At 66.6% G+C, this 23,564-nt stretch carries 24 protein-coding genes and 2 tRNA genes; 15 read left to right on the top strand and 11 right to left on the bottom strand.

Annotated elements, in window-relative coordinates; all coding sequences use genetic code 11:
* Positions 1-254 precede the first annotated feature (254 nt).
* Genes rplI through rpsF form a run of 3 tightly spaced genes read right to left on the bottom strand, consistent with a single transcriptional unit; the run spans position 255 to position 1,515 of the window.
* The gene (gene rplI / locus DT343_RS06715; protein ID WP_055754943.1) at positions 255-839 is read right to left on the bottom strand and encodes a 50S ribosomal protein L9; all 585 of its coding nucleotides are present in this window, start codon (positions 837-839) and stop codon (positions 255-257) included.
* 1 nt (position 840) lies between these two features.
* Positions 841-1,119 (bottom strand): 30S ribosomal protein S18, encoded by a 279-nt coding sequence (gene rpsR, locus DT343_RS06710; protein ID WP_008259463.1) that lies wholly within the window; start codon positions 1,117-1,119, stop codon positions 841-843.
* A gap of 12 nt (positions 1,120-1,131) precedes the next feature.
* Entirely contained in the window at positions 1,132-1,515 is a 384-nt protein-coding gene (rpsF, locus tag DT343_RS06705; RefSeq protein ID WP_112862222.1) for a 30S ribosomal protein S6, read from the bottom strand.
* Positions 1,516-1,734: 219 nt separating this feature from the next.
* On the opposite strand from rpsF, the gene DT343_RS06700 reads away from it, so the two are divergent.
* Complete coding sequence (locus tag DT343_RS06700; RefSeq protein ID WP_112862221.1) at positions 1,735-3,327, top strand: carboxyl transferase domain-containing protein; 1,593 nt, start codon at positions 1,735-1,737, stop codon at positions 3,325-3,327.
* Between the two features lie 203 nt (positions 3,328-3,530).
* On the top strand, positions 3,531-4,430 hold the full coding sequence (locus tag DT343_RS06695) for an enoyl-CoA hydratase-related protein (RefSeq protein WP_112862220.1): 900 nt from the start codon (positions 3,531-3,533) through the stop codon (positions 4,428-4,430).
* Between the two features lie 35 nt (positions 4,431-4,465).
* Here DT343_RS06695 and DT343_RS06690 read toward each other — a convergent pair whose 3' ends face one another.
* Positions 4,466-5,077: a TIGR02466 family protein gene (locus DT343_RS06690; protein WP_017506585.1), complete on the bottom strand. Its 612-nt coding sequence runs from the start codon at positions 5,075-5,077 to the stop codon at positions 4,466-4,468.
* Positions 5,078-5,164: 87 nt separating this feature from the next.
* Here DT343_RS06690 and DT343_RS06685 point away from each other — a divergent pair, with 87 nt between their 5' ends.
* Positions 5,165-7,138: an acetyl/propionyl/methylcrotonyl-CoA carboxylase subunit alpha gene (locus tag DT343_RS06685; RefSeq protein ID WP_112862219.1), complete on the top strand. Its 1,974-nt coding sequence runs from the start codon at positions 5,165-5,167 to the stop codon at positions 7,136-7,138.
* Here the strand turns inward: DT343_RS06685 and DT343_RS06680 are convergent.
* Positions 7,135-7,425 carry a putative quinol monooxygenase gene (locus DT343_RS06680; protein WP_112862218.1) on the bottom strand — a complete coding sequence of 97 codons (291 nt, stop codon included), beginning with the start codon at positions 7,423-7,425 and terminating at the stop codon, positions 7,135-7,137. The genes DT343_RS06685 and DT343_RS06680 overlap by 4 nt on opposite strands.
* Before the next feature lie 103 nt (positions 7,426-7,528).
* On the opposite strand from DT343_RS06680, the gene DT343_RS06675 reads away from it, so the two are divergent.
* The 4 genes from DT343_RS06675 to DT343_RS06660 are packed head-to-tail and all read left to right on the top strand — an operon-like array spanning position 7,529 to position 11,826.
* Positions 7,529-7,927 (top strand): DUF1489 family protein, encoded by a 399-nt coding sequence (locus DT343_RS06675; protein ID WP_181669133.1) that lies wholly within the window; start codon positions 7,529-7,531, stop codon positions 7,925-7,927.
* Between the two features lie 51 nt (positions 7,928-7,978).
* Positions 7,979-9,337, top strand: coding sequence for an MATE family efflux transporter (locus DT343_RS06670; protein ID WP_258522512.1), 1,359 nt, complete (start codon positions 7,979-7,981; stop codon positions 9,335-9,337).
* Between the two features lie 54 nt (positions 9,338-9,391).
* Positions 9,392-11,095, top strand: a complete 1,704-nt coding sequence (gene metG, locus DT343_RS06665) for a methionine--tRNA ligase (RefSeq protein WP_112862216.1) — start codon at positions 9,392-9,394, stop codon at positions 11,093-11,095.
* Positions 11,096-11,112: 17 nt separating this feature from the next.
* On the top strand, positions 11,113-11,826 hold the full coding sequence (locus DT343_RS06660) for a 2OG-Fe(II) oxygenase (protein WP_112862215.1): 714 nt from the start codon (positions 11,113-11,115) through the stop codon (positions 11,824-11,826).
* On the opposite strand, the gene DT343_RS06655 is transcribed toward DT343_RS06660, so the two are convergent.
* Genes DT343_RS06655 through rlmB form a run of 3 tightly spaced genes read right to left on the bottom strand, consistent with a single transcriptional unit; the run spans position 11,827 to position 13,884 of the window.
* The gene (locus tag DT343_RS06655; RefSeq protein ID WP_112862214.1) at positions 11,827-12,165 is read right to left on the bottom strand and encodes a rhodanese-like domain-containing protein; all 339 of its coding nucleotides are present in this window, start codon (positions 12,163-12,165) and stop codon (positions 11,827-11,829) included. It lies immediately after the preceding gene.
* On the bottom strand, positions 12,162-12,968 hold the full coding sequence (locus DT343_RS06650) for a TerC family protein (RefSeq protein WP_112862213.1): 807 nt from the start codon (positions 12,966-12,968) through the stop codon (positions 12,162-12,164). The genes DT343_RS06655 and DT343_RS06650 overlap by 4 nt, the downstream gene beginning before the upstream one ends.
* A 31-nt stretch (positions 12,969-12,999) precedes the next feature.
* Positions 13,000-13,884, bottom strand: coding sequence for a 23S rRNA (guanosine(2251)-2'-O)-methyltransferase RlmB (gene rlmB / locus DT343_RS06645; protein ID WP_112862212.1), 885 nt, complete (start codon positions 13,882-13,884; stop codon positions 13,000-13,002).
* A gap of 149 nt (positions 13,885-14,033) precedes the next feature.
* Between rlmB and DT343_RS06640 the strand changes: the two genes are divergently transcribed.
* The 4 genes from DT343_RS06640 to DT343_RS06625 all read left to right on the top strand — a co-directional run bounded on the left by DT343_RS06640 (position 14,034) and on the right by DT343_RS06625 (position 17,305).
* Positions 14,034-14,117: transfer RNA gene (locus tag DT343_RS06640), tRNA-Tyr, on the top strand.
* Positions 14,118-14,198: 81 nt separating this feature from the next.
* A tRNA-Gly gene (locus DT343_RS06635) sits at positions 14,199-14,272 on the top strand.
* 63 nt (positions 14,273-14,335) lie between these two features.
* Positions 14,336-15,526, top strand: coding sequence for an elongation factor Tu (gene tuf / locus DT343_RS06630; RefSeq protein WP_017506879.1), 1,191 nt, complete (start codon positions 14,336-14,338; stop codon positions 15,524-15,526).
* A gap of 180 nt (positions 15,527-15,706) precedes the next feature.
* A complete protein-coding gene (locus tag DT343_RS06625; protein WP_258522511.1) occupies positions 15,707-17,305 on the top strand; it encodes a carboxylesterase/lipase family protein in 1,599 nt (532 codons plus the stop codon).
* Here the strand turns inward: DT343_RS06625 and DT343_RS06620 are convergent.
* Together DT343_RS06620 and DT343_RS17460 are read right to left on the bottom strand one after the other, a co-directional pair.
* A complete protein-coding gene (locus DT343_RS06620; RefSeq protein ID WP_112862211.1) occupies positions 17,302-18,369 on the bottom strand; it encodes a L,D-transpeptidase family protein in 1,068 nt (355 codons plus the stop codon). The genes DT343_RS06625 and DT343_RS06620 overlap by 4 nt on opposite strands.
* 39 nt (positions 18,370-18,408) lie before the next feature.
* Positions 18,409-18,570 (bottom strand): hypothetical protein, encoded by a 162-nt coding sequence (locus DT343_RS17460; RefSeq protein WP_181669132.1) that lies wholly within the window; start codon positions 18,568-18,570, stop codon positions 18,409-18,411.
* A gap of 149 nt (positions 18,571-18,719) precedes the next feature.
* Here DT343_RS17460 and DT343_RS06615 point away from each other — a divergent pair, with 149 nt between their 5' ends.
* From DT343_RS06615 to DT343_RS06605, 3 genes are all read left to right on the top strand, one after another.
* Complete coding sequence (locus DT343_RS06615) at positions 18,720-19,880, top strand: GNAT family N-acetyltransferase (RefSeq protein WP_112862210.1); 1,161 nt, start codon at positions 18,720-18,722, stop codon at positions 19,878-19,880.
* A 10-nt stretch (positions 19,881-19,890) separates the two neighbouring features.
* A complete protein-coding gene (locus tag DT343_RS06610; protein ID WP_112862209.1) occupies positions 19,891-20,805 on the top strand; it encodes a transcriptional regulator in 915 nt (304 codons plus the stop codon).
* A gap of 96 nt (positions 20,806-20,901) precedes the next feature.
* Positions 20,902-21,789 (top strand): GIN domain-containing protein, encoded by an 888-nt coding sequence (locus DT343_RS06605; RefSeq protein WP_112862208.1) that lies wholly within the window; start codon positions 20,902-20,904, stop codon positions 21,787-21,789.
* A gap of 117 nt (positions 21,790-21,906) precedes the next feature.
* On the opposite strand, the gene DT343_RS06600 is transcribed toward DT343_RS06605, so the two are convergent.
* Positions 21,907-22,659 carry a porin gene (locus DT343_RS06600; RefSeq protein ID WP_039248539.1) on the bottom strand — a complete coding sequence of 251 codons (753 nt, stop codon included), beginning with the start codon at positions 22,657-22,659 and terminating at the stop codon, positions 21,907-21,909.
* A gap of 590 nt (positions 22,660-23,249) precedes the next feature.
* Here DT343_RS06600 and rpsJ point away from each other — a divergent pair.
* Positions 23,250-23,555, top strand: a complete 306-nt coding sequence (gene rpsJ / locus DT343_RS06595) for a 30S ribosomal protein S10 (protein ID WP_003164367.1) — start codon at positions 23,250-23,252, stop codon at positions 23,553-23,555.
* Positions 23,556-23,564 lie beyond the last annotated feature (9 nt).

The following is a 23,564-nucleotide window of genomic DNA, read 5'->3' as shown; positions in this document are numbered from 1 at the left end:
CGCCGAACAGCCACTGGCCCTGACAATGTCATTATCACCATCTCCGACCGCAGGGCGGAGAGGCCCATCGGTCATGGCGATATCAGGGCAGAGATGCGGCGGGTCAATCGCGCGCCGCCGCCACGTTTTCTGTCTTGGGCCTATAGAAAATCTACGGATTCGTCAGCCGTGCATTTGGCGATCGCCTCCCGCGCACCAAAAAGGGCGCGTCCCTTGCGAGACACGCCCTTGATGTCGTTTGGGATCCGGTCGGATCAGGCTTCGTCGCCGAAGCCTTCTTGTTGACCGGCGCCGCCTTCGATCAGTTCCTGGGCCGATTGCTCGGCGGCCTGGCGCTCATCGTCGAACTGGCTGCGGATCACGTCCTCGCCCTTGGCTTGGCGCTCGGCCTCGTCCATCGAGCGGGCGATGTTGATCTTGACCGTGGCGCGGACCTCGGCGTGCAGGCGAACCGGCACTTCGTGGACGCCCAGGCTCTTGATCGCCGTGTTCAGGACGACCTGCGAGCGCTCGACCTTGCCGCCTTCGGCCTGGATGGCCTCGGCGACGTCGCGACCGGCGACCGAACCGTACAGGTGACCGGTTTCACCGGCCTGACGGATCATGACGTAGGTCTGGCCGTCGATCTTGTCGGCGACCTTCTGTGCGTCGGCCTTGTTCTTCTCGTTGCGCTGCTCGATGGCGGCGCGGTCGAGTTCGAACGCCTTCAGGTTGGCGGCGGTGGCCCGGCGGGCCTTGTCGCGCGGCAGAAGGAAGTTACGGGCGAAGCCGTCCTTGACGGACACGACGTCGCCGATGGCGCCGAGATTCTCGACGCGTTCAAGCAGAACGACCTTCATCTCACTTCACCACGTAAGGCAGGAGGGCCAGATAGCGAGCGCGCTTGATGGCCTTGGCCAGTTCACGCTGCTTCTTCTGGGAGACGGCGGTGATGCGCGAAGGCACGATCTTGCCGCGTTCGGAGACGTAACGCTGCAGCAGCTTGACGTCCTTGTAGTCGATCTTCGGCGCATTGGCGCCCGAGAACGGGCAGACCTTGCGGCGACGATAGAAGGGGCGGCGGCCGGCGGCGCCGGAGCCCGCCGGTGCGCCCGGGGTCGGGGCGGTGGTATCGGTCATGTTCCGGGTTCCTTATTCGGCGTCGGCGGCGTCGTCGCGCGGGGTGCGCTCGCGCTCACGCTCGCGTTCACGCTCGCGGCGGGCCAGCAGCGGCGACAGTTCCAGGTCGAGTTCCTCGACGCGGACGGTCAACCAGCGCAGCACGTCTTCGTTGATCGACAGCTGACGCTCGACTTCGGCCATGGCGGCCGGAGGGGCGTCGACGGCCAGCAGCGAATAGTGAGCCTTGCGGTTCTTCTTCACGCGGTAGGTCAGGTTGCGCAGACCCCAGTATTCGATCTTGGCGACCGAGCCGCCACCGGCGACGATCAGATCCTTGATGGTGTCATTCAGCGCTTCGGCCTGTTGCGCCGAGATATCCTGGCGCGTCATGACCGTGTGCTCGTAAAGAGCCATGCGGTAGTCTCCCTTGTGGGCGTCGGCGCGGAAACAACCGGGTAAGTCGGTCTCCACGATGGCTCCTGGCGCGGCGGCCGGACCGAACGTCCAACCCTTTGGTGCTCCGCGACAGGACCGAAGCCCTGGAAAGGCGGGGCCTATAGGCGAAAAGGGGCGAGGAAGCAAGGATGGCGGCAGACGCTTGTGGCGCCCCTCGACCCCGCCTAAACCAGCCCCATGCCGAAGCTGACGTCCGCGGTCGATCCGCAAAGCCAAAAATACAAGTCCCTACACGCGCACAACAGCGCCCTGGTCGCCGAGTTGCGCGACCATGTGGCCAAGGCCGCGCGCGGCGGGTCCGACAAGTCGCGCGAGCGTCACGTCGCTCGCGGTAAGCTGTTGCCGCGCGACCGCGTCGAGCGCCTGCTGGATCCCGGCTCGCCCTTCCTGGAGATCGGGCAACTGGCCGCGCACGACATGTATGACGGCGAGGCCCCGGCGGCGGGCGTCATCGCCGGGATCGGTCGGGTGTCGGGCCGCGAGGTCATGATCGTCTGCAACGATCCGACGGTGAAGGGCGGCGCCTATTTCCCCATGACGGTGAAGAAGCACCTGCGCGCCCAGGAGATTGCCGAGCAGAACCGCCTGCCGTGCGTCTATCTGGTCGATAGCGGCGGAGCCAATCTGCCGCACCAGGCCGAGGTGTTTCCCGACCGCGACCATTTCGGCCGCATCTTCTTCAACCAGGCCCGGATGAGCGCCAAGGGCATCGCCCAGATCGCCTGCGTCATGGGCCTGTCCACCGCCGGCGGGGCCTATGTGCCGGCCATGTCGGACGAGACGATCATCGTCAGGAACCAGGGCGCCATATTCCTGGCCGGGCCGCCGTTGGTGAAGGCGGCGACAGGCGAGGTCATCTCGGCGGAGGAGCTGGGCGGGGCGGAGACCCACGGTCGTCGCTCGGGCGTGGTCGATCATGTCGCCGAGAACGATGAGCACGCGCTGGAGATCGTGCGCTCCATCGTCGCCAACCTGAACACGACCAAGGCCGTCGAGATGGATGTGCGCGAACCGCGCGCGCCGGCCTTTGACGCAGAGGAGCTGTACGGCCTGATCCCGGAAGACGTCCGCGCCCCCTATGATGTGCGCGAGGTCATCGCCCGGCTGGTGGACGGGTCGGAGTTCGACGAGTTCAAGAGCCTGTACGGCTCGACCCTGGTGTGCGGGTTCGCGCGCATCTGGGGCTATCCGGTCGCCATCCTGGCCAACAACGGCGTCATCTTTTCCGAAAGCGCCCAGAAGGGCGCGCACTTTATCGAACTGGCCTGCAAGCGCAAGATTCCGCTGCTGTTCCTGCAGAACATCAGTGGCTTCATGGTCGGCGGCAAATATGAGGCGGGCGGCATCGCCAAGGACGGCGCCAAGCTGGTGACGGCCGTCGCCTCGGCCGAGGTGCCCAAGTTCACCGTCCTGATCGGCGGCAGTTTCGGCGCGGGGAACTATGGCATGTGCGGCCGGGCCTATTCGCCGCGCTTCCTGTTCACCTGGCCCAACAGCCGGATCGGGGTCATGGGCGGCGAGCAGGCCGCCAGTGTCTTGGCGACCGTGCACCGCGAAGCCGAGACCTGGAGCGCAGACGACGCCGAGGCCTTCAAGGCGCCGATCCGTCAGAAGTATGAGGACGAGGGCAATCCCTATTACGCCACCGCCCGCCTGTGGGACGACGGCGTCATCGACCCGGCCCAGACCCGCGATGTGCTGGGCCTGGCCATCAGCGCCAGCCTGAACGCCCCGATCCCGGAAACGACGTTCGGCCTGTTCAGGATGTGATTACGATGCGTAGAGCTATCGTTGGAAGAAGCCCTGATGGGATGGTCTTGGCGACTCTCTCAACCAATGAGCTGGATTTTGGACAGGCCGTCGACGATGTCGATCTGCTCAAAATGGGGCGGGATGAAATACTTCGACGTGGTTTGATCAAAGCGACGGATGGGGCAGTTACCTATTCTGTCCAAGAGATTGAGTGAGCGAAAATGACCGACAAACCGACCGAAGCCGACCTCAACGCCCTGGATGTCACCGACGCCGAGGCGGCCGAGATCAACAGTATCGCCCAACCGCTGGTGCCCGATGCCGCGCCGGACGCCGACGATGATCTGGTGCAGATCGATTCGACCACCGACGGCGTGGTCTTCGTGACCATCAACCGGCCGGCCAAGAAGAACGCCTTTGACGCCGCGACCATCGCGGCCCTGCATGAGGCGTTCGAAACGCTGCATGGCGCGGACCGGGTGCGGGCCGTCTTCATTCGGGGGGCGGGCGGCACCTTCAGCGCCGGGGCCGATCTGAACTGGATGCGCGACGCCGCCGGCTGGTCCGAGAGCGACAACCGCGACGACGCCATGGGCCTGGCGAAAATGCTGAAGGCTCTGCACGACATCCCCGCCCTGACGGTGGCGGTGGTCGAGGGCAACGCCATGGGCGGCGGAGCGGGCATCGTCGCCGCCTGCGACATGGCCGTCGCGGTCGAGGGCGCGCGCTTCGCCTTCTCCGAAGTCAAGCTGGGTCTGATCCCGGCGACCATCGCCCCCTATGTGATCGAGGCCGTCGGCGCGCGCCGCGCACGCCAGTTGTTCCTGACCGCCAACGCCTTCGACGCCGACTACGCCGCCCATGCCGGCCTGATCGACCTCGTGCTGCCCGAGGGATCGGTGGACGAGTTCATCTCGATGCTGAGCGACAGCCTGACCAACAATGCGCCGGGCGCGATGGGCGAGGCCAAACGTCTGGTCAACGACATCGCGCACCACAAGATCGACAACGGTCTGATGGATGAAACCGCCAAACGCATCGCCCGCGCCCGCGTGTCGGACGAAGGCCGCGAGGGCGTCGCCGCCTTCCTGGAAAAGCGCAAGGCCAGCTGGACGGTTTGAATGCGCTGATCGGCAGCCGGAAACGGCGGTCGACTTCAGGCGTAGTTGAAGCTGATCGAAATCCGGTCGGCCTTGGCCAGGTTGGTCGGCACCTCGTGCCGCAGCCAGCTTTCCCACATCAGCACCGTGCCTGCCTGAGGCTGCAGATAGACGAACGGCCGCTCGGCCTCGGTCGCGTCTTCCGTCACCGACGGGCGGGCCATCATGAAGGGCAGGCGGGGGTCTTCCAGCTTCAGCGATGAGGCGCCGTCAGGCACGTCGATATAGACGGTGCCCGACAGGAAGGCGTGCGGGTGGATGTGGCCCGTATGACCGCCCCCGGGCTTCAGGATGTTGACCCACAGATTGTCGAGGCGGGGTTTGCGCGCCAGGTCGAAGTTCAGCGCCTTGGCGTAGGCGACGGCGTGGCGATCCAGATGGCGCTTCAGCTCGGCGAACTCCGGGAAGCGTTGGGGCAGGTCGTTCAGTGATCCGTAGGAGGTGTAGCCGCGATAGGCGTTGGCCTTGCACCACCGGCGTCCGGCCTCGTCCTCCTCGGCCATCATCCGGATGACGTCGATCAGCTGGTCGTTGAAGTCGGGCCAGCCGCGGCCGGCGGCGAGGGAGGCTTCATAGACCTGGGTGACGAAGAGGGGGCGCAGGGACATGGAAGGGGCTTAACGCCTGCCGCGTCGCGTGAGAAGGGTCGTGCTCTGCCTCTCGCCTGATGCGCACGATCCGGCTAAGACCGCTTCATGTTCAAGTCCGTCCTTGTCGCCAATCGCGGCGAAATCGCCTGCCGTGTCTTCCGCACCGCCAAGCGGATGGGGATTCGCACCATCGCCGTCTATTCCGAGGCGGACGCCGACGCCCTGCATGTGCGCGAGGCCGACGAGGCGGTGCTGATCGGCCCGGCGGCGGCGCGCGAATCCTATCTGGACGGCGCCAAGGTGCTGGCGGCGGCCAAGGCGACGGGGGCCGAGGCCATCCACCCTGGATATGGATTCCTGAGCGAGAACGCCGACTTCGCCGAGGCCGTCGCGGCGGCGGGCCTGATCTGGATCGGGCCGGACCCGTCCTCGATTCGCGCCATGGGCCTGAAGGACGCGGCCAAGGCGCTGATGATCCAGGCCGGGGTGCCGGTGACGCCGGGCTATCAGGGCGCGGACCAGTCGGAGGAAACCCTGACGGCCGAGGCGGCCCGGATCGGCTATCCGGTGCTGATCAAGGCGGTCGCGGGCGGCGGCGGCAAGGGGATGAAACGGGTCGATGATCCGGCCGATTTCGCCGCCGGTCTGGCCAGCGCCAAGCGGGAAGGGGCTGCGGCCTTCGGCGACGACCGGGTTCTGATCGAACGCTACATCACCCGCCCCCGCCACATCGAGGTGCAGGTGTTCGGCGACAAGCACGGCGAGGTCGTCCACCTTTATGAGCGCGACTGTTCGCTGCAACGCCGCCACCAGAAGGTGATCGAAGAGGCGCCCGCGCCGGGCATGAGCGAGGCTGTGCGCGCCGCCGTCACCGGGGCTGCGATCAAGGCGGCCCGGGCGGTCAACTACGTCGGGGCCGGCACGATTGAGTTCATCGCCGACGCCTCGGACGGGCTGAAGGCGGACGGCGTCTGGTTCATGGAGATGAACACCCGGCTGCAGGTCGAGCATCCCGTGACCGAGAGCGTGACGGGCGTCGATCTGGTCGAATGGCAGTTCCGCGTCGCGGCGGGTGAGCGGATCCCCCTGAAGCAGGATCAGATCCAGCTGAACGGCTGGGCCATGGAGGCGCGGCTGTATGCCGAGGATCCGGCCAACGGCTTCCTGCCCTCCATCGGCAAGCTGGAGCATTTCGTCATGCCCGCCCAAGGACAGGGGGGCATCCGCGTCGATACCGGCGTGGAGCAGGGCGGCGAGGTCAGCCAGTTCTACGATCCGATGATCGCCAAGCTGATCGTGCATGAGGACACGCGCGAGGCGGCGGCTGCGCGGCTGGCCGAGGCGGCGGGCGAGGTCGAGGTCTGGCCAGTCAAGGCCAACGCCGGCTTCCTGAAACGCTGCCTGGAGCACCCACGCTTCGTCGCCGGCGACGTGGACACGGGCTTCATCGCGGCGGAGGAGGCGGCGTTGCAGCCGCAGCCGTCCGACGAAGCAACGCTGGCGGCCCTGACCCTGATTGCGGAAGCGGCGGCGGATGCGGTCGAGGCGCGTTCGGACCGGTTCAGCCCCTGGGGCGGCCAGCCGGGCCTGTCCTACGGCGTGCGCCTGAATGCGCCGTCGCAGACGACCGTCTGGGCCCACGTCGATGGTCAGGGCGTGTCCGCTGCGGTGACGCCGGTCGAAACGGGCTGGCGCGGTTCGCAGGGCGACCTGGCCCATGTCGGGTTCGACCAGGTTCAGGCCGGGGATCGCCTGTTCGGCTATCAGACGATCGACGACGGTTTCGTCCTGTTCGTCGATGGCGAGGCGCGTCGCGTCACGCCCTATCGCGCCGCTGTGGGCTCAGGCGCGGGCGCGGTGTCGGACGGTTCGCTGCGCGCGCCCATGCCTGGCAAGGTCGTCGCGACGCCGGTCAAGGCCGGCGACGCCGTCGCCAAGGGACAGCCGGTCGTGGTGCTGGAAGCCATGAAGATGGAACACGCCCTGACCGCGCCGTTCGACGGCGTGGTGGAAAGCGTCGCGTCTCTTGGCGATCAGGTCGTCGAGGCGGCCGTGCTCGCAGTGGTGAAGGCGAACTAAAGCCCCACGCCGCCGATAGGGCGGGTGAAGACGGTGTCGCCAAAGGTGGCTATCAGAGCCAAGGCGGGTCGCATGACGCCTGTCTCGCGGATGCTGGCCGACCAGGCGTCGTGCGTCGCCTTGCTCATCCACACCTCGGTGACCCACAGGGTGTCGGCGTCATTCGGATCGTGCGCCACCACGTAGCTGTGACAGCCTGGACGCCTCATGTTCGGGTCCATCAGGCACAGCCCAAGTTCGTCGCGACGACCAGGATGGGCCGACAGCCGGGTAATCAATCCGTACATACTGGTCTCTGGCTGCGCCGGGAGGGGAGAGCGCGCTACCATCCCTAGCGGGCTGTTCATTAAGAATCTGGCTAATGCGCCTGACTGGCACTACGTGGGCGCCATGCCGCTTCACATGATCAAGCTGGGCGTCGGGGTGCCGGACGTCGAATGGCTGGAGGCCCGCGCCGCCAAGGGCGGACCGCTCGTCGTCCACACGCGCATGACGCCGAAACGGGCGACCGAGATCGAGGACGGCGGCTCGCTTTATTGGGTGGTGAAGGGGACGATCGTCTGTCGCCAACCGGTGCTGGACATCACCACCTTGGGCGAGGGCAAGCAGAGCCGCTGTGAGATCACGCTCGAACCCAAGGTCATACGCACCGCGCCCATGGCCCGGCGTCCCTTCCAGGGCTGGCGCTACTTCGAGGCCAAGGATGCGCCGGTCGATCTGACCGACCTCGACGCCGGCGAGGCCCCGGAGGAACTGGTGCGTCAACTTCGTGAATTGGGCGCCTGGTAGGCCAAGCTCTCAAAGTTTTTGGGAGTTGACCCCGGCGGGTCGGCGTGGCCTGTGCCGCGTCCGATGATCGCGCTCAGCCCCCAGACCCGTACCGCCTTCCGCGACCTGCTGAACCTGGCATGGCCGGTGATTCTGGCGCGCATCGGCATCATGACCATGGGGCTGACCGACGCCATCGTGGTAGGCAATTATTCCAGCCAGGAACTGGCGTTCCATTCGTTGGCCTGGGCGCCGACGTCGATCGTGGTGACGACGGCGGTGGGCCTGATGCTGGGCGTCCAGGTGATGACGGCGCGGATGCTGGGCGAGGGGCGTCGGCACGCGGTCGGCTCGGTGCTGCGTCGCGGCCTGACCTATTCGTTGCAGATCGGCGTGGTGTCGATGATCGCCCTGATCGCCATCGGCCCGTGGGGGCTGGGCCAGCTGGGGCTGGAGGACGGTCTGGCGGAGCGCGCTGGGCCTGCCTTGGTGGTCTTCGCCCTGTCCATGCCCTTCTATCTGATCTCGGTGACGGGCCAGTTCTTCCTGGAGGCTCTGGGCCGGCCCAAGCCCGGCATGGTCGCCATGTGGGTGGCGAACGGGGTCAATCTGGCGCTGAACATCGTGCTGGTGCCGGACCTTCTGGGCTTCGGCTTCGACGGCGCCTTCGCCTCGGCCTGGGCGACGTTCGGGGCGCGGGCGGCGCTGGCGATCTTCCTGGTGATCTACATCCTGCGTCTGCCCGAGGCGCGGGCGCTGGGCATCTTCGACAAGCCCGAGCGCGATCCCGAGGCCGCGCGCGAACAGGTCAAGGTCGGCCTGGGCGCCGGGGCTTCCTATTTCATCGAGGTCGGGGCCTTTTCGGGCTTCACCTTCTTCGCCGGTCAGATCGGCACGGCCGAGACCGCGGCCTGGGCGGTGGTGCTGAACGTCTCGGCCATTGTCTTCATGCTGCCGATGGGGCTGTCGTCGGCGACGGCGGTGCTGGTGGGCCGCAGCTATGGCGCCGGCGACGGGCGAGGGGTGATGCGCGCCGGGCTGGTGGGGCTGGGCGTCGTGACGGCCCTGACATTGGTGGTCGCCCTGCTGGTCTGGCCCAGCGCCCATCTGATCGTCGGCGCCTATAATCGCGATCCGGCCCTGCTGGCCATCGCGGCGCCGGCCCTGGTGCTGGCGACGCTGTTCTTTGTGGCGGACGGCATTCAGGTCGTGGCGGCCCAGGCCAACCGCGCGGCAGGCGACGTCTGGTGGCCCACCATCATGCATTTCGCGGCCTACGGCGCGGTGATGATGCCGCTTGGCTGGGTGCTGGCGCACCAAATGGGCGTCAACGGCCTGGTCTGGGCGGTGGTGATCGCCAGCCTGGCGTCCTCGACCCTGCTGACCGGGCGTTTCATCCGTATTGCGCGCCGTCTGCCGCAAGGCGTTTGAGGAAACCGCGCCGCCGCTCTATATCCCTGCGCTTCCCCGAACACCTGGACGATCATGGCCCGCATCCTCATCACCTCGGCGCTGCCCTACATTAACGGCATCAAGCACCTGGGGAATCTGGCGGGCTCGATGTTGCCGGCCGACGTCTGGGCGCGGTTCAAGCGGGCCCAGGGTCATGAGGTCCTCTATATCTGCGCCACCGATGAGCACGGCACCCCGGCCGAGCTGGCCGCCGCCGCCGCCGGCCAGGACGTGCGGACCTATTGCGACGAGCAGCACGAGATCCAGAAGGCGGCGGGCCAAGCGTTCGGCCTCAGTTACGACTGGTTCGGCCGGTCGTCGAACCCGCAGAACCATCGCCTGACCCAGCATTTTGCTGCGCAACTGGAGAAGAACGGCCTGATCGAGGAACGGGTCGACCGGATGATCTATTCGATCGACGACGCCCGCTTCCTGCCCGACCGCTATGTCGAGGGCACCTGCCCGCACTGCGGCCATGTGGGGGCGCGCGGAGACCAGTGCGACAACTGCGGACGCCTGCTGGATCCGACCGACCTGATCGATCCCTATTCGTCGGTGTCGGGCTCCAAGAACCTGGAGGTGCGCGACACGCGTCACCTCTATCTGCTCCAGACCAAGATCGAGCCGGAAATCCGCGCCTGGGTCGATGGCAAGACCGGCTGGCAACAGCTGGCCAAGTCCATCGCCTACAAGCATCTGGACGAGGGGCTGATCGACCGGGGCATCACCCGCGACCTGGCTTGGGGCGTGCCGGTGACGAAGGACGGTTTCCCCCGCCCGGGCATGGAGGACAAGGTCTTCTACGTCTGGTTCGACGCCCCCATCGAATATATCGCCGCGACCGAGGAATGGGCCGAAGCGACGGGCGGGTCGTGGCGTGACTGGTGGCGTCTGGACGAGGGGGCTGAGGACGTTCGCTATGTCCAATTCATGGGCAAGGACAACGTGGCCTTCCACACCGTCAGCTTCCCCGCGACCATCATCGGCTCGGGCGAGCCGTGGAAGACGGTGGATCAGCTGAAGGCCTTCAACTGGCTGAATTGGTACGGGGGCAAGTTCTCCACCAGCCAGAAGCGCGGCGTTTTCATGGATCAGGCGCTGGAGCTGCTGCCGGCCGACTACTGGCGCTGGCGCTTGACGGCCTATGGGCCCGAGCACGCGGATTCGGCCTTCACCTGGGAGGATTTCCAGGCCTCGACCAACAAGGACCTGGCCGATGTGCTGGGCAATTTCGTCAACCGCATCGTCAAGTTCGCGGAATCTAAGTTCGACGGCGTGGTGCCCGAAGGCGGCGAGGCCGGACCGGTCGAAATCCAGCTGGAGGCCGACATCAAGGCCGCCGTCGCCGAGGCGACCGAACAGCTGGAGGCGATGGAGTTCAGAAAGGCCGCCGTCGCCATCCGCGCCGCCTGGGTGCTGGGCAACGAGTACCTACAGGTCGCGGCGCCCTGGACGGCGCTGAAGACCGATCGCGACCGCGCGGCGGTCGGGGTGCGGACAGGTCTGAATCTCGTCGCCCTGTTCGCGCGTCTGGCCGCGCCGATCCTGCCCTTCACCGCGCCCAAGATCGCGGCGTCGGTTGGGGTGGACGACCTGAGCTGGCCCGGCGCCGACGAGGATCTGCTGAACCGTCTGCCGGTCGGCGGCAAGGTCGAGGCTCAGGGCGTGTTGTTCGCCAAGATCGAGGACGCCCAGGTCGCGGAATGGTCCGAACGCTTCGGCGGCGCGGACGCCTGATCCGAAGGGGATAAGCGATGACGCCGACCCTGACGCCCCTGACCGACGAAGCGCGCGCCGCCATTCGCGAGCGACTGGCGCGCACGGGGCGGGCGCAGATCGACGGCGTCCTGGCCCCCACGGACGCGCAGGCGCTCTACGACGCGGCGACGCGCGTCGACTACAATGTCGTGACGCGACGCGGGACCGGACATGTCGATCTGCCCGCCGCCTGGCTGGCTTCTCTGACGCCGGATCAGAAACAGACGCTGGGTCAGGCGGTGCAGGTCTCGGCCCAGACCGACTTCCAGTATCTATACGACAATCACCCGATCTATGATCTGGTCCAGGCGGGGCAGGCCGCGCCGATATGGGCCGATCTGTTGGCCTTCCTGAACGGCCAGGCCTTCCTGGGCCTGATGCGGGACGTGACGGGCGAACCGCAGCTAGCCCTGGCCGATGCGCAACTGACCCGTTATCGCGCCGGCCATTTTCTGACCGAACATGACGATCACGCCGAGGGCAAGAATCGCTTCTTCGCCTATGTGCTGAATCTGACGCCGGCCTGGCGGATCGAGTGGGGCGGCCTGCTGGCCTTCCATGGCGCCGACGGCAATGTGGCGGAAGCCTTTACGCCGCGCTTCAACACCCTGAACCTGCTGAAGGTGCCGACGCCCCATTCGGTGACGCAGGTCGCCCTGTCGGCGGCGGCGGACCGGATTTCGGTCACCGGCTGGCTGCGCGGTCGCTGATCAGTCCTGTTCCGCGAATACGACCGGAAGCCCCGCCGCATTCCAGGCCTGGATGCCGCCGGTCAGGTTGAACAGCGGCTGGCCGTCAGGGCCCGTCGGGCCGACGAAGGCGCAGACCTGGTGGCTGCGGCCGCCCTTCAGGCATTGAACGATGATCTTCTTGTCGGCCGGAAGGTCCAGCGCCTCCCACGCGGCGGGCATCTGGCTGAGCGGGGCCAGGATCGCGCCGTCGATGCGGGCGGCGGCGAACTCGTCCGGCTCGCGCACATCGATCAGCACCGCGTCGCCGGCCTGCAGCCAGGCGGCGGCTTCTTCGACGGTGACCGTGGCGACGGTCATGGCGCGACCGTTGGTTCGGCGGGCGCCGGCGTCGGGCTGTCCTCGGTGCGCTTCTGGCCCAGGTGTTTGGCCGCTTCCTCGGGACTGATCTCAAGGAAGGCGGGGGCGGAGGCGTTGAACTCTTCCATATGGCCGGTGCGGACCACAACCTGACGGGCGCCGTCCCAGATCATGTGCAGGGCGACATAAAGAACGACGACCAGACCGATATAGCCGATCCAGCTGAAGCGGTGCAGCAGCTTGGCGATATAGGTGGCGGCGACGCCCATCAGGGCGATCGACAGCACCAGGCCGAAGACCATGATCCAGGGGTGTTCGTGCGCAGCGCCGGCGACGGCCAGCACATTGTCCAGCGACATGGTGATGTCGGCGACCATGATCTGAATCAGGGCGGCGCCGAAGCTCTTGCGCTTGACGCCCAGCTCCTCGGGCGAGGGGCCCGTGCCGTGCTCGATGCTCATGGCCAGCTGAAGCTCGGCCTCCGCCTCGGCCTGATCGTGCGTCGCCTGCTCTCGCAGCTCGCGCCACATCTTCCAGCACACCCACAGCAGCAGCAGACCGCCGGCCAGCAGCAGGCCCACCAGGGCCAGAAGCTGAACGGTGATCAGGGCGAAACCGATTCGCATGACGACAGCGGCGGCCAAGCCGATCAGGATGGCCTTCTTGCGCTGGTCCTGGGGCAGGGCGGCGGCGGCTAGGCCCACGGCGACGGCGTTGTCGCCGGCCAGGACCAGATCCATCAGCAGGACCTGGCCCAGGGCCGCAGTCTGGCTGGCGAGTTCGGGAGACGAGAGGAATTCCATTTCCGCTCCTTAGCCTCGGTGCGGCGTTCTGTCAGCCGCGTTGCGCGCGCGCCGCTTCATAAAGCGCGACCGCCGCCGCATTGGACACGTTCAGGCTCTCGAATCCCCCCGGCATGGGGATCTTGGCCATGACGTCGCAGTGTTCGGCCACCAGGCGGCGGATGCCGTCGCCCTCCGATCCCATCACCAGGACGGTCGGCTGCGAATCAAGCGCCTCTTCCAGCGTCTGTTCGCCCGTTCCGTCCAGGCCGACCGCGCGCCAGCCCAGATCAGCCAGCCGCTCCAGCGCCCGCGACAGGTTCGTCACACGGGCGTGGGGCAGGCGTTCGGTGGCGCCGACGGCCGCCTTGGCCAGAGCGCCGGCGAGGGCCGGAGCGTGACGGTCCTGAACGATGATTCCCCGCGCGCCGAAGGCCAGGGCCGATCGGAAGATGGCGCCGACGTTCTGGGGGTCGGTCAGCTGGTCCAGCATGACAATGACGCCGCGAGCGGGATCGGCCAGGTCTTCCAGCGCCACGCCTTCCAGCGGCTGGACCTTGAACACCATGCCCTGATGCACGGCGCCGGCGGGCAGCATCCGGGTCAGGGCCTGATTGTCCACGACTTCGATCTTGTGGCCGTGGTTCAGCCGGCCGTCCTCGATCTCCTGCGCGCGGTCGGCGGTGACGATCAGTCTACCCGTTCCTCGACGCGAGGGATTCGCCAAGGCGGCCAGAACCGGATGGCGGCCCCACAGATAATTATCGGCATCGGACTTGCTCCGGTCGGCGGAACGGGGCGGCCGAGGCGCATCCTCGCGCGCGGAAAACCCTTGCGCAGCGGGCTTTTGCGCCTTGTCGCGCGGTCCTCCGGGCCGGTTTCCGAAGACCTGTTTTTTACCGCTTCTACGGTCGTTGCGTTCTGATTTCGACGACACTATAAGACGCCCTCCGATTTGGAGCCCCAAGGGCTTTCGGGTCTGGGCGCCCCCTCTATCCTAGAGGAGGCGACAAGCCGAAGGCTTTTGTTTCGTCCCGCTTCTTTATGGGCGGAAACGAGGGGTCCGACGGTTCGACAAGGCGCGCTGGGGGAATGTCCCGAGCGGCAAAGGGGGGGGACTGTAAATCCCCTGCGTAAGCTTCGAAGGTTCGAGTCCTTCTTCCCCCACCACGCGCCTTGACGGATACGACGGATCAGGACGACGGAGAGGAACCGGCTGCGGCGTTCCGAAAGAACTTCCGCAGTCTCCGCGCGGGTATAGCACAATGGTAGTGCAGCAGCCTTCCAAGCTGAGGATGTCGGTTCGATCCCGTCTACCCGCTCCAGGTTTTTAAAAGATCAGCATCGCGCCCCTCCGCTGACGGACCCGGGCCATCAGGAGTTTGGCCATGGCCAAGGAAAAGTTCGAACGGACGAAGCCGCACTGCAACATCGGCACGATTGGTCACGTTGACCACGGCAAGACGACGTTGACGGCAGCGATCACGATGACGCTGGCGAAGGCCGGCGGCGCGAAGGCGATGAACTACGCCGACATCGACGCTGCGCCGGAAGAGAAGGCCCGCGGCATCACGATCAACACCGCGCACGTGGAATATGAGACGGCCAACCGTCACTACGCCCACGTCGACTGCCCCGGCCACGCCGACTATGTGAAGAACATGATCACCGGCGCCGCGCAGATGGACGGCGCGATCCTGGTGGTGTCGGCCGCTGACGGCCCGATGCCGCAGACCCGCGAGCACATCCTGCTGGCCCGTCAGGTCGGCGTGCCGGCCCTGGTGGTCTTCATGAACAAGGTCGACCTGGTCGACGACGAAGAGCTGCTCGAGCTGGTCGAGATGGAAGTGCGCGAGCTGCTGAGCAGCTACCAGTTCCCCGGCGACGACATTCCGATCACCAAGGGTTCGGCCAAGGCCGCGACCGACGGCGTGAACCCGGAAATCGGCGAACAGCGCGTTCTGGCCCTGATGGAAACCGTCGACGCCTACATCCCGCAGCCGGAGCGTCCGGTCGACCTGCCGTTCCTGATGCCGGTCGAAGACGTGTTCTCGATCTCGGGCCGCGGCACCGTGGTCACGGGCCGCGTCGAGAAGGGCATCATCAAGGTCGGTGAGGAAGTCGAGATCGTCGGCATCCGTCCTGTCCAGAAGACGACCTGCACGGGCGTGGAAATGTTCCGCAAGCTGCTGGACCAAGGTCAAGCGGGCGACAACGTCGGCGTGCTGCTGCGCGGCACCAAGCGTGAAGACGTCGAGCGCGGCCAGGTGCTGTGCAAGCCGGGCTCCATCACCCCGCACACCAAGTTCCTGGCCGAAGCCTACATCCTGACCAAGGAAGAAGGCGGTCGTCACACCCCGTTCTTCACGAACTATCGCCCGCAGTTCTACTTCCGCACGACGGACGTGACCGGCATCGTTCAGCTGAAGGAAGGCGTCGAGATGATCATGCCGGGCGACAACGCCGAGCTGAACGTCGAGCTGATCACCCCGATCGCGATGGACCAGGGCCTGCGCTTCGCCATCCGTGAAGGCGGCCGCACCGTCGGCGCCGGCGTCGTGGCCAAGATCATCGCCTAAGACGACATCCCTTTCGGCCTAACGCGCTCACGCGCTGCTTGAGGCCGGTTGGATACAGAGTCGCGTAACAGAGCGGCCCCCGGAGCCATCCGGGGGCCGTTTTGCTGTGGCTGAGCCACCGGCGCCCGCAACGAGCCGGACATTCAGGCGTTGAGATCGTCTGCCCAACAGCCAAGGTTCATGATGCGTCTGATCTCGTTGCTTGCGTGCCTTGGCGCCCTGTCGGCCTGCGCCACCCATCCCGGCAAGATCGATCAGGTCCGGTTCGCCAAGGACGCCGAGCCGATATTGGCGACGACTGAAGCCGGGATGGTGCGCGGCGTCGAGGGGGCGGGGACGCGCGCGTTTCTGGGCGTGCCATTCGCGGCGTCGCCGGTCGGCGATCTGCGCTGGCGTGCGCCGCAGCCGGTCCAGGCTTGGCAGGGCGTTCGGGATGCGACGCGGATTGGATCGGACTGCACCCAGGCGATTGGGCGTCGATCGATCCTGGGCGGCGGCGGCGGGATCGTCGTCGGGTCCGAGGACTGTCTGTATCTGAACATCTATGCGCCGGGCGGAGACGCGGCCGAGGCGCGGCCGGTGATGATCTATATTCCCGGCGGCGCCTTCACCGTGGGGGCGGGCGCCAACTACGACCCGTCGAAACTGGCGCGCGAGCAGGGGCGGGTGGTCGTGACGATGAACTATCGGCTCGGCGCGTTGGGCTGGCTGGCGCATCCGGGGTTTCAGGCGACCGGCGAAGGCTTCGGTGGCAACTTCGGCCTGATGGATCAGCAGGCGGCGCTGAAATGGGTGCATCGAAACATTGCAGCCTTCGGCGGCGATTCAGGCGACGTCACCCTGTTCGCCGAGAGCGCGGGCGCGTGGACGGCCTGTTACCTCATGTCGTCGCCGCAGTCGGAGGGGCTGTATCAACGGGTCATCATGCAGAGCGGCGGGTGCCTGGAGCCGTCGTCCCTGGTCAGGGCGCAGGATGCGGCCCAGTCGGGGCCGATGTTCGCCGAAAGGCTTGGCTGCACCAGCGAGGATCAGATCGCGTGCCTGAAGGCGCTGCCGGCCTGGCGGCTGTCGCGGGCGGCGTCATTGAGGGCGGGCATCAACGGGCCGGGATCGTGGGGACCGGTGCACACTGACGCCACTGTGCCGGAAAACCCGGCGGTCGCGATCCGCGAGGGGCGGTTCACGCGCGTGCCCGTCCTCGTCGGGACAAACCTTGATGAGGGGCGGCTGTTCGCCAACGAGGTGCAGGACATGGATCGCTATCAGAAGGAGACGATCTGGATGTATGGCGATCAGGGCGAGCGGGTGCTGGCGCGCTATCCGGTGGGTGAGGACGGGCCCGCCTACGCCATCGCTGCCAACTTCACGGACCAGAGGTTCGCCTGTCCGTCACAGGCTTTGCGACGTCTTCTGGCCCAGCATGTGCCGGTGTGGGGCTATGAGTTCGCCGATCGCGAGGCGCCGTTCGTCTTGCCCGACTGGATCGTCGGTCTGGACCTGGGCGCCTATCACGCCAGCGAACTGGCCTATGTGTTCGGCACGCGCTGGGTGTTTGCTGATCCCAAGCGGTTCAAGCCGGAGCAAAAGGCGCTGTCGGAGCGGATGCAAAGGCTGTGGGCGAGGTTCGGCAGTTCGGCCTTCGCCGCCGAATGGCCCCGCGTCGAGGGTGCGGGGCCGGTGCGGGTGTTCAAGCCGGAGGGCGATGTGATGGACGACGGCTTCTTCGAGCGCCACCACTGCGACTTCTGGGACGGGACGCCGTTCGGCGCCGTCCACTAGATAAAGCGGACGGTGACGCCCGGCTTGACCTTGTTGGCCAGCATCCAGGCGTCCCAGTTGGTCAGGCGCACACAGCCGTGCGAGGCCGTCTTGCCGACCAGATGCGGGTCCGGCGTGCCGTGGATGCCGTAGCTGGGCTTGTTCAGATCGATCCAGACGACGCCCACCGGATTGTTGGGGCCCGGTTTGACGACGACCTTCTTCTTGCCGTCGCCGTAGCTGAGTTTCGACGGGTCGTAGGTGTAGTCCGGGTTCCGCGCCACGCCGTTGACCTTGACCGTGCCGGTCGGCGTCGGGTTGTCGCCGCTGCCGATGGTGGCGGGGAAGTAGGCGATCAGCTTGCCGTCCGCGTCGAACGCCTTGACCGAGCCTTCGCTCTTGTCGACGTCGATGTGGTCCACGTCGGCAGGCAGGGGCGCGCTGTTGACGGCGGGGACAAGCAGGCCCTGGCCCACGCGGTTGAAGTCGGCGCCGGGGTTCATGGCGCGCAGCAAGGCCTCGGTGACGTGGAAGCGCTCGGCCAAGGCCTCGACGATATTGGCGTAGCCCATGTGGGCCGCCTGACCCTGAGCCTCCAACTCCGTTGGGACGACGCCGAGGTAGGGTCCGGCGATGTCCTGCTGGGTGATGGTGTAGGTGGTGGTCACCGCGCCCGGTCCGGCGGCGGCGCGCAGTCTTCCCATCACGTCGGCGTTCAGCTCGCCGTTCACCGTCATGCCGTTCGCTTCCTGGAACGCCGAGATCGCCTGACGCATGTTCGACCCCGCCAGGCCGTCGATCGCGCCGGGCGAGAACCGTGCGCGTTCCAGAAGAACCTGGGCGCGGATCAGGGCAGGCTGCGGCTGCTGCTGGGCGGCATTCGGGGTGGCCGGCTGGCCCTCTTGCGCGGCCGGCGGCGGCGCATAGGCGGTGTTTTCTATGGCATCTCGAGAGAGCGGGCCTGTCTGGCCCACTTGCGCGGCCTCGGCCGTCTGCGCCGCTGGGGCGGCTGTGTTCTCTTCCTTTGGCGAACAGGCGCCCAGAGCGAGAACAGCGAGTGCGGCTAGGTAGGCGGGACGATTCATAAGAGACTTTCGAGACGGTGAGTGTAGGCGGTCGGTTGTTCAGTTGGGTTCGCCGGTCGCGGGGTCGGTTTCGGTCTCGCCGGAGTTGGACGAGTCCTTTGAACCCTTGGGTTCGGTCGCGGGGCGCGGCGGCTGGCCTTCGGCGTCCGGCCGCAAGTTCTCGTTCTCGACGGCTTTGCTGTCAGGGCGTTGATCGGTCATGGTCTTCTCCTTGGGTCACTCAAACGCGCAAGGGCGACCGCGGCTCCGTCAACGCAAGTTCACCATGCCGGTAAACCCTGATGAAACGCGCAGAGGGTAGGGTGCGACGTGGAATGGACCTTGCTGCGCAAGGCCCCGAGAGGATGCGTATGGCCGGAATGCTGCAGGTCGAGATCATGGACGCGGCGGCGATGGATGCCGCCGCCGTCGCCCTGTGGCGTGCGTGGACCGCTGACAATCCTGATCTGGCCAGCCCCTATTTCCGCTGGGACTATGCCGAGATCGCCTCGCGGGTCTGCCCCGGCGCGGCGATCGCCGTGTTCCGGCGCGATGGCGAGATCGTGGGCTTCTTCCCGCATCAGCGACGCGGCGGAGCGGTGCAGCCGCTGGGCGCGCCGATGAACGACTATCACGGCGTGATCGCCCCGGCGGACGAGACGATCGCGCTGGAAGAGGTGGCGCGGCTGTTGAAAGCCAAGCGGCTGAACGTGCCCGGCTGGATCGGCGCGGGCGAAACGGGCCAGGCGCGCGAGACGGTGCAGGTGGCCATGCCCGAGGCGGGCTATGACGATTGGTACGCCGAGCGTCGCAAGACCTTCGGCAAATACTTCAAGGACAAGGAGCGGGCGCGCCGCAGTTTGGAGGCCGAACTGGGGCCGATCCGGGTGGAGCGGGGTCTAAGAGATCCGGCGCTGCTGGATCATCTGATCGCGCTGAAGGCGGCGCAGTATCGGCGCTCGGGCCTTCATGACATCTTCGCCTGCGGATGGACGCGGGATCTGCTGCACGCTCTGATGAGCGAGGCGCGAGAAGGCTTCGGCGCTTCGATGGCGGCCATGCATGCGGGCGACAAGCTGGTGGCGATCGAGTTCTCGCTGCACGCCGGGCGGCATTACCATTTCTGGTTCCCGGCCTATGAGCCAACGCTTGCGCGGTGCTCGCCGGGCATCCTGCTGAGCATGGACACGATGCGGCTGGCGGCGGCCGAGGGCTTCCGGGTGTTCGACTTCGGCTTCGAGGGCGAGACTTACAAGAAGTACTTCGTCAACGCGCGCCAGACGGTGCGCGAAGCCGTGGTGATGCAGCCGGGCGTGACCCGGGCGTTGGGCGACATCACGGTGGCGGCGCTGAACAGGGCGGGCGGACGCGGCGAGGCGGTGCGGGCGTCCCTGCGTCGGCGCTGGGCCACGATCGAAGCCTGCGAGGCGACGCCCGTCGGGCGGCTGAGGGGCGCGGCGGTCGCCGCACGATCGGCTGTCCAGAAGGCGGCCGCCAAGAAGAAGACGCCGGCGCGCGTCGCCCACGTTTGAGGACATCGGCATGACCCAACGCCGCACACGCTATCCGGGCCCGATCGCCGAGGCCAAGACCCACGCCCACACCCTGATCGAGCAAGGGTTCGCCGAGGACGCGGCGCTGGCCGCCGTGCTGGATCGCTATCCGGCCGAGCTGTTCGACATCAACCTGTATGACTACGACGAGGAGGGGCAGGTGTCCTTGCGCACCGGCGCGCGCGGGCGGCTGTCAGGTGAGGAGTTGCTGGAGGCGATCAAACAGGGTCGGCTGTGGGTCAATCTGCGCGGGGTCGAGACCGGCTGGCCCGAACTGTGGGCGGCGGCGATGAAGGATTTCGCCGCGATCCAGGCGACCTATCCGGGGATGCGGGCGGTGCGAAACGCGGGGCAGCTGATCCTGTCGTCGCCCAAGGCGCGGGTGCCCTATCATTTCGACGCGGCTGGGGTGGTGCTGTTCCACCTGCGCGGGCGCAAGCGTCTGTTCGTCTATCCGGGCGACGAGGGGCATCTGCCCGAGCGAAATATGGAACAGGTGGTCGCGCGTCAGACGACCGAGGAACTGCCTTACACGCTGGCGTTCGAACAGGACGCGCAGGTCATGGATCTGGAGCCAGGTCGCGCCCTGACCTGGCCGCTGTATGCGCCGCACCGCGTGGAGAATCTGGACCGCTTCTGCGTCAGCCTGTCGATGGATTTCCAGACCTGGCCGTCGCGGTTCCGCAACGGGGCGCTGTTCACCAATGCGGTGATCCGCAGCCGGGGTGGGCGGCCGCGCTTCACCGACGGCATGACCACGCCGGAGCTGGCGGCGCGCTGGGCTGCGTCGCTGGCGCTAAAGAAGGCGGGCGCGATGAAGAGCAAGATCGCCAACTTCGAGCGTGACTTCGAGCCGGAGATCGGCGCGGCGGACGGCGCGGGCGCGCTGAACGCCAGGTCATAGGCTCGGGGCGTTAATTCGAGTTCATGACCTCGAGTTAAAATGACTTGGGCGCGGGCGGCGCGCACCTTCTCCTCACATTCGGGAAGGGAACCGCTCATGAAAACCGCACTGATCGCCGCCGCCGCCGTCGCCACCCTGACCGGGTTTGTCGCGGCGCCCGCTTCGGCCGCCGAGGTCGAGATCCGCAACGCCGTCGCCCGTGTAGTGGTCATCGTCGAGGATCGTCAGGATATCGGGGTCGAGGTCACGCAAGGCCAGACTCGCTTGCCGGCCATCCAGGTTCGCCGCGACGGCAATGACGTGAAGATCGACGGCGGCCTGCGCCGTAACGGCATGTGGGGCGGCAACAGCGCCATTCGCGGCTGCAACTCCGGCCGCAGCGATGCGGGCCAGCCGGGGCAGGGCGCGACTGTCGAGGTACGCGACCTGGGCCGCATCCGCCTGGAAGACGCGCCTTTGATCGTCGTGCGCACGCCGCGCGTCGTGGATGTCAGCGCCAGCGGCGCGGTCTTCGGCTCGGTCGGACGCGGCGCGCGATCGGTCGAGTTGGACAATGGCGGCTGCGGCAACTGGAACGTGGCCAATGTGGATGGCGATTTGGAACTCGGCCTGGGGGGCTCGGGCGCGATCCGTGCGGGCACGTCTCGATCGCTGAACGCCAGCGTCGGCGGATCGGGCTCCATCTCGGCCGGAGCGACCGGAGCCCTGAAGGCGGCTGTCGGCGGATCGGGCAATGTCGAGGTGGCCAGCGCCGGCGGACGCAGCGAACTGTCCATCGGCGGCTCGGGCGGTGTGAACGTGCGGCAGGGCCGAATGGACAAGCTGTCGGTCGCCATCGGCGGTTCCGGCGATGTGCGCTACGGCGGCGCAACGCGCGACCTGGACGTGGCGATCGCCGGATCGGGCAGCGTTCGTGTCGCCTCGGCCACGGGATCGGTCTCTCGCTCCGTCGTCGGATCGGGAACCTTGCAGATCGGGCGGTAAGACCCGAGCGACGAGAAGGCCCCCGGTCGTGGAACCCCGGGGGTCTTTTCCGGCCAAACAAAAAGCCCCGGCGGATTGCTCCGCCGGGGCTCTTCGCATGGATCAGGTCCGAGACGCTTAGAAGACGCTCAGGACGCTGGAGATGGCCGAGACGCCCAGGTTGGCGCCGGCGCGGTCACGCGCTTGCAGACCGCCGCCGAACGAATAGCGCAGGCCGACCGACCAGGTGTCGACGTCCAGCGAATCGATGTCGGCGCGGGTGTAGGCGGCGCCCAGCGAGAACGGGGTGTTCTCGAACTCGTATTCGGCGCCCACGCCGTAGGTCCAGGCGTCGGTGTCGCCGCCCGAGAAGTCGACGTTGTTATAGGCGACGCCGGCGTTCAGGCGCAGGTTCGGCATGACGTAGAAGGCGGCGTCGGCGCCGACGGTCCAGATGTCGGCGTCCACGTTGTCGGCGGTCGTGTAGGCGACTTGGCCGGTCAGGGTGGCGTTCGACAGATACTTCTGCGCTTCGGCGCCGACGGTCCAGATCGGCTCGTTGCCGCTGCCGATGCCGTTGGCGGCGACGAAGGCGCCGGCGCGGACGTCGGAGGACCACATCTTGGTCAGGTGAGCGGCGGCGGCGCCGGTGACGTCTTCTTCGCCGAAGGCCTTGGTGTAGTCGATCGCGCCGTTCAGGGTCACGGTCCAGTCCTGGGCCGGCAGGGCGACCGAGCCGTCGACGGTCCAGACGTCGGCGTCGACGTCGTCGCCGGCGACTTCGATCGACGGGTTGGAATAGGTCACGCCGACCGAACCGATGGCGTCTTGGGCGAAGGCCGGGGCGGCGAACAGGGCGGCGGCGGCCGTGGCGAGGAGGATCGTCTTCATTTTTCTTTTGTCCTTAGCAGTCTGCACCCGGATGGGGGTCCGGGGAGGGGCGCTGCTATCAGGCTAAGACGAAGCGGAGCAATAAACCGACGTTCGATTGGCTTAGGGCGGCAAGGTTGTTGCGCAACAGCCACGCGTTGCGGCCAGAATGTGTCACGACTTGGCGATCTGTGGGGCAACTCGTTAATCGAGCGCCGCAGTCGCGCTCAGCCACTATAAAGAGAGTGTCCAGCGCCGCCGACGTCGCCGCCGAATGTGTCGTCGCGCATTGGAGAACTCTCGACGGAGACCGCGTCGAAATCCTGTGTCAGCCCGGGTTTGCGCGCTTGACGAAATCAGAATCGATAGGCATAAGCCACCACTCTTGTTGGACCGGCTGTGCAGTTCGCTGCAAACGCGGTTCGCAAGAACGACCTAAGTCACTGTTCTTTGCAGCTTCTTGGGATATCAACGGCCTTCGCGGGCAACTGCGTGGGCCGATCGTTTTTGCGGATTTGCGTTCCCTGAGGGCTTTTTGCCCGAAGGCCTTCGGTCTTTGAAATGGTTCACAGGGACGCGGTCCTCCGACCGCATTGGAAGTAAGCACCGATATGGATCAAAGCATCCGCATCAGGCTCAAGGCCTTTGATCACCGCGTCCTCGATTTTTCGACGCGCGAGATCGTTAATACCGCCAAGCGCACCGGCGCGACCGTTCGCGGTCCGATTCCGCTGCCGACCCTGATCGAGAAGTTCACCGTGAACCGCTCTCCGCACGTCGATAAGAAGTCGCGTGAGCAGTTTGAAATCCGCACGCACAAACGCGTGCTCGACATCGTCGACCCCACCCCGCAGACCGTGGACGCGCTCATGAAGCTCGACCTGTCCGCCGGCGTGGACGTCGAGATCAAGATTTAAAGTAGAAAG

This window comes from Brevundimonas vesicularis (assembly GCF_900445985.1).
GTDB lineage: Bacteria > Pseudomonadota > Alphaproteobacteria > Caulobacterales > Caulobacteraceae > Brevundimonas > Brevundimonas vesicularis_D.
This window is presented reverse-complemented; position numbering and strand designations above follow the sequence as displayed.

Bases quoted from the DNA above. Each gene is read 5' to 3' on its own strand.
- rplI (WP_055754943.1), bottom strand. From the start codon at position 839: ATGAAGGTCGTTCTGCTTGAACGCGTCGAGAATCTCGGCGCCATCGGC.
- rpsR (WP_008259463.1), bottom strand. From the start codon at position 1,119: ATGACCGATACCACCGCCCCGACCCCGGGCGCACCGGCGGGCTCCGGC.
- rpsF (WP_112862222.1), bottom strand. From the start codon at position 1,515: ATGGCTCTTTACGAGCACACGGTCATGACGCGCCAGGATATCTCGGCG.
- DT343_RS06700 (WP_112862221.1), top strand. From the start codon at position 1,735: ATGCCGAAGCTGACGTCCGCGGTCGATCCGCAAAGCCAAAAATACAAG.
- DT343_RS06695 (WP_112862220.1), top strand. From the start codon at position 3,531: ATGACCGACAAACCGACCGAAGCCGACCTCAACGCCCTGGATGTCACC.
- DT343_RS06690 (WP_017506585.1), bottom strand. From the start codon at position 5,077: ATGTCCCTGCGCCCCCTCTTCGTCACCCAGGTCTATGAAGCCTCCCTC.
- DT343_RS06685 (WP_112862219.1), top strand. From the start codon at position 5,165: ATGTTCAAGTCCGTCCTTGTCGCCAATCGCGGCGAAATCGCCTGCCGT.
- DT343_RS06680 (WP_112862218.1), bottom strand. From the start codon at position 7,425: ATGTACGGATTGATTACCCGGCTGTCGGCCCATCCTGGTCGTCGCGAC.
- DT343_RS06675 (WP_181669133.1), top strand. From the start codon at position 7,529: ATGCCGCTTCACATGATCAAGCTGGGCGTCGGGGTGCCGGACGTCGAA.
- metG (WP_112862216.1), top strand. From the start codon at position 9,392: ATGGCCCGCATCCTCATCACCTCGGCGCTGCCCTACATTAACGGCATC.
- DT343_RS06660 (WP_112862215.1), top strand. From the start codon at position 11,113: ATGACGCCGACCCTGACGCCCCTGACCGACGAAGCGCGCGCCGCCATT.
- DT343_RS06655 (WP_112862214.1), bottom strand. From the start codon at position 12,165: ATGACCGTCGCCACGGTCACCGTCGAAGAAGCCGCCGCCTGGCTGCAG.
- DT343_RS06650 (WP_112862213.1), bottom strand. From the start codon at position 12,968: ATGGAATTCCTCTCGTCTCCCGAACTCGCCAGCCAGACTGCGGCCCTG.
- tuf (WP_017506879.1), top strand. From the start codon at position 14,336: ATGGCCAAGGAAAAGTTCGAACGGACGAAGCCGCACTGCAACATCGGC.
- DT343_RS06625 (WP_258522511.1), top strand. From the start codon at position 15,707: ATGATGCGTCTGATCTCGTTGCTTGCGTGCCTTGGCGCCCTGTCGGCC.
- DT343_RS06620 (WP_112862211.1), bottom strand. From the start codon at position 18,369: ATGAATCGTCCCGCCTACCTAGCCGCACTCGCTGTTCTCGCTCTGGGC.
- DT343_RS17460 (WP_181669132.1), bottom strand. From the start codon at position 18,570: ATGACCGATCAACGCCCTGACAGCAAAGCCGTCGAGAACGAGAACTTG.
- DT343_RS06615 (WP_112862210.1), top strand. From the start codon at position 18,720: ATGGCCGGAATGCTGCAGGTCGAGATCATGGACGCGGCGGCGATGGAT.
- DT343_RS06610 (WP_112862209.1), top strand. From the start codon at position 19,891: ATGACCCAACGCCGCACACGCTATCCGGGCCCGATCGCCGAGGCCAAG.
- DT343_RS06605 (WP_112862208.1), top strand. From the start codon at position 20,902: ATGAAAACCGCACTGATCGCCGCCGCCGCCGTCGCCACCCTGACCGGG.
- DT343_RS06600 (WP_039248539.1), bottom strand. From the start codon at position 22,659: ATGAAGACGATCCTCCTCGCCACGGCCGCCGCCGCCCTGTTCGCCGCC.
- rpsJ (WP_003164367.1), top strand. From the start codon at position 23,250: ATGGATCAAAGCATCCGCATCAGGCTCAAGGCCTTTGATCACCGCGTC.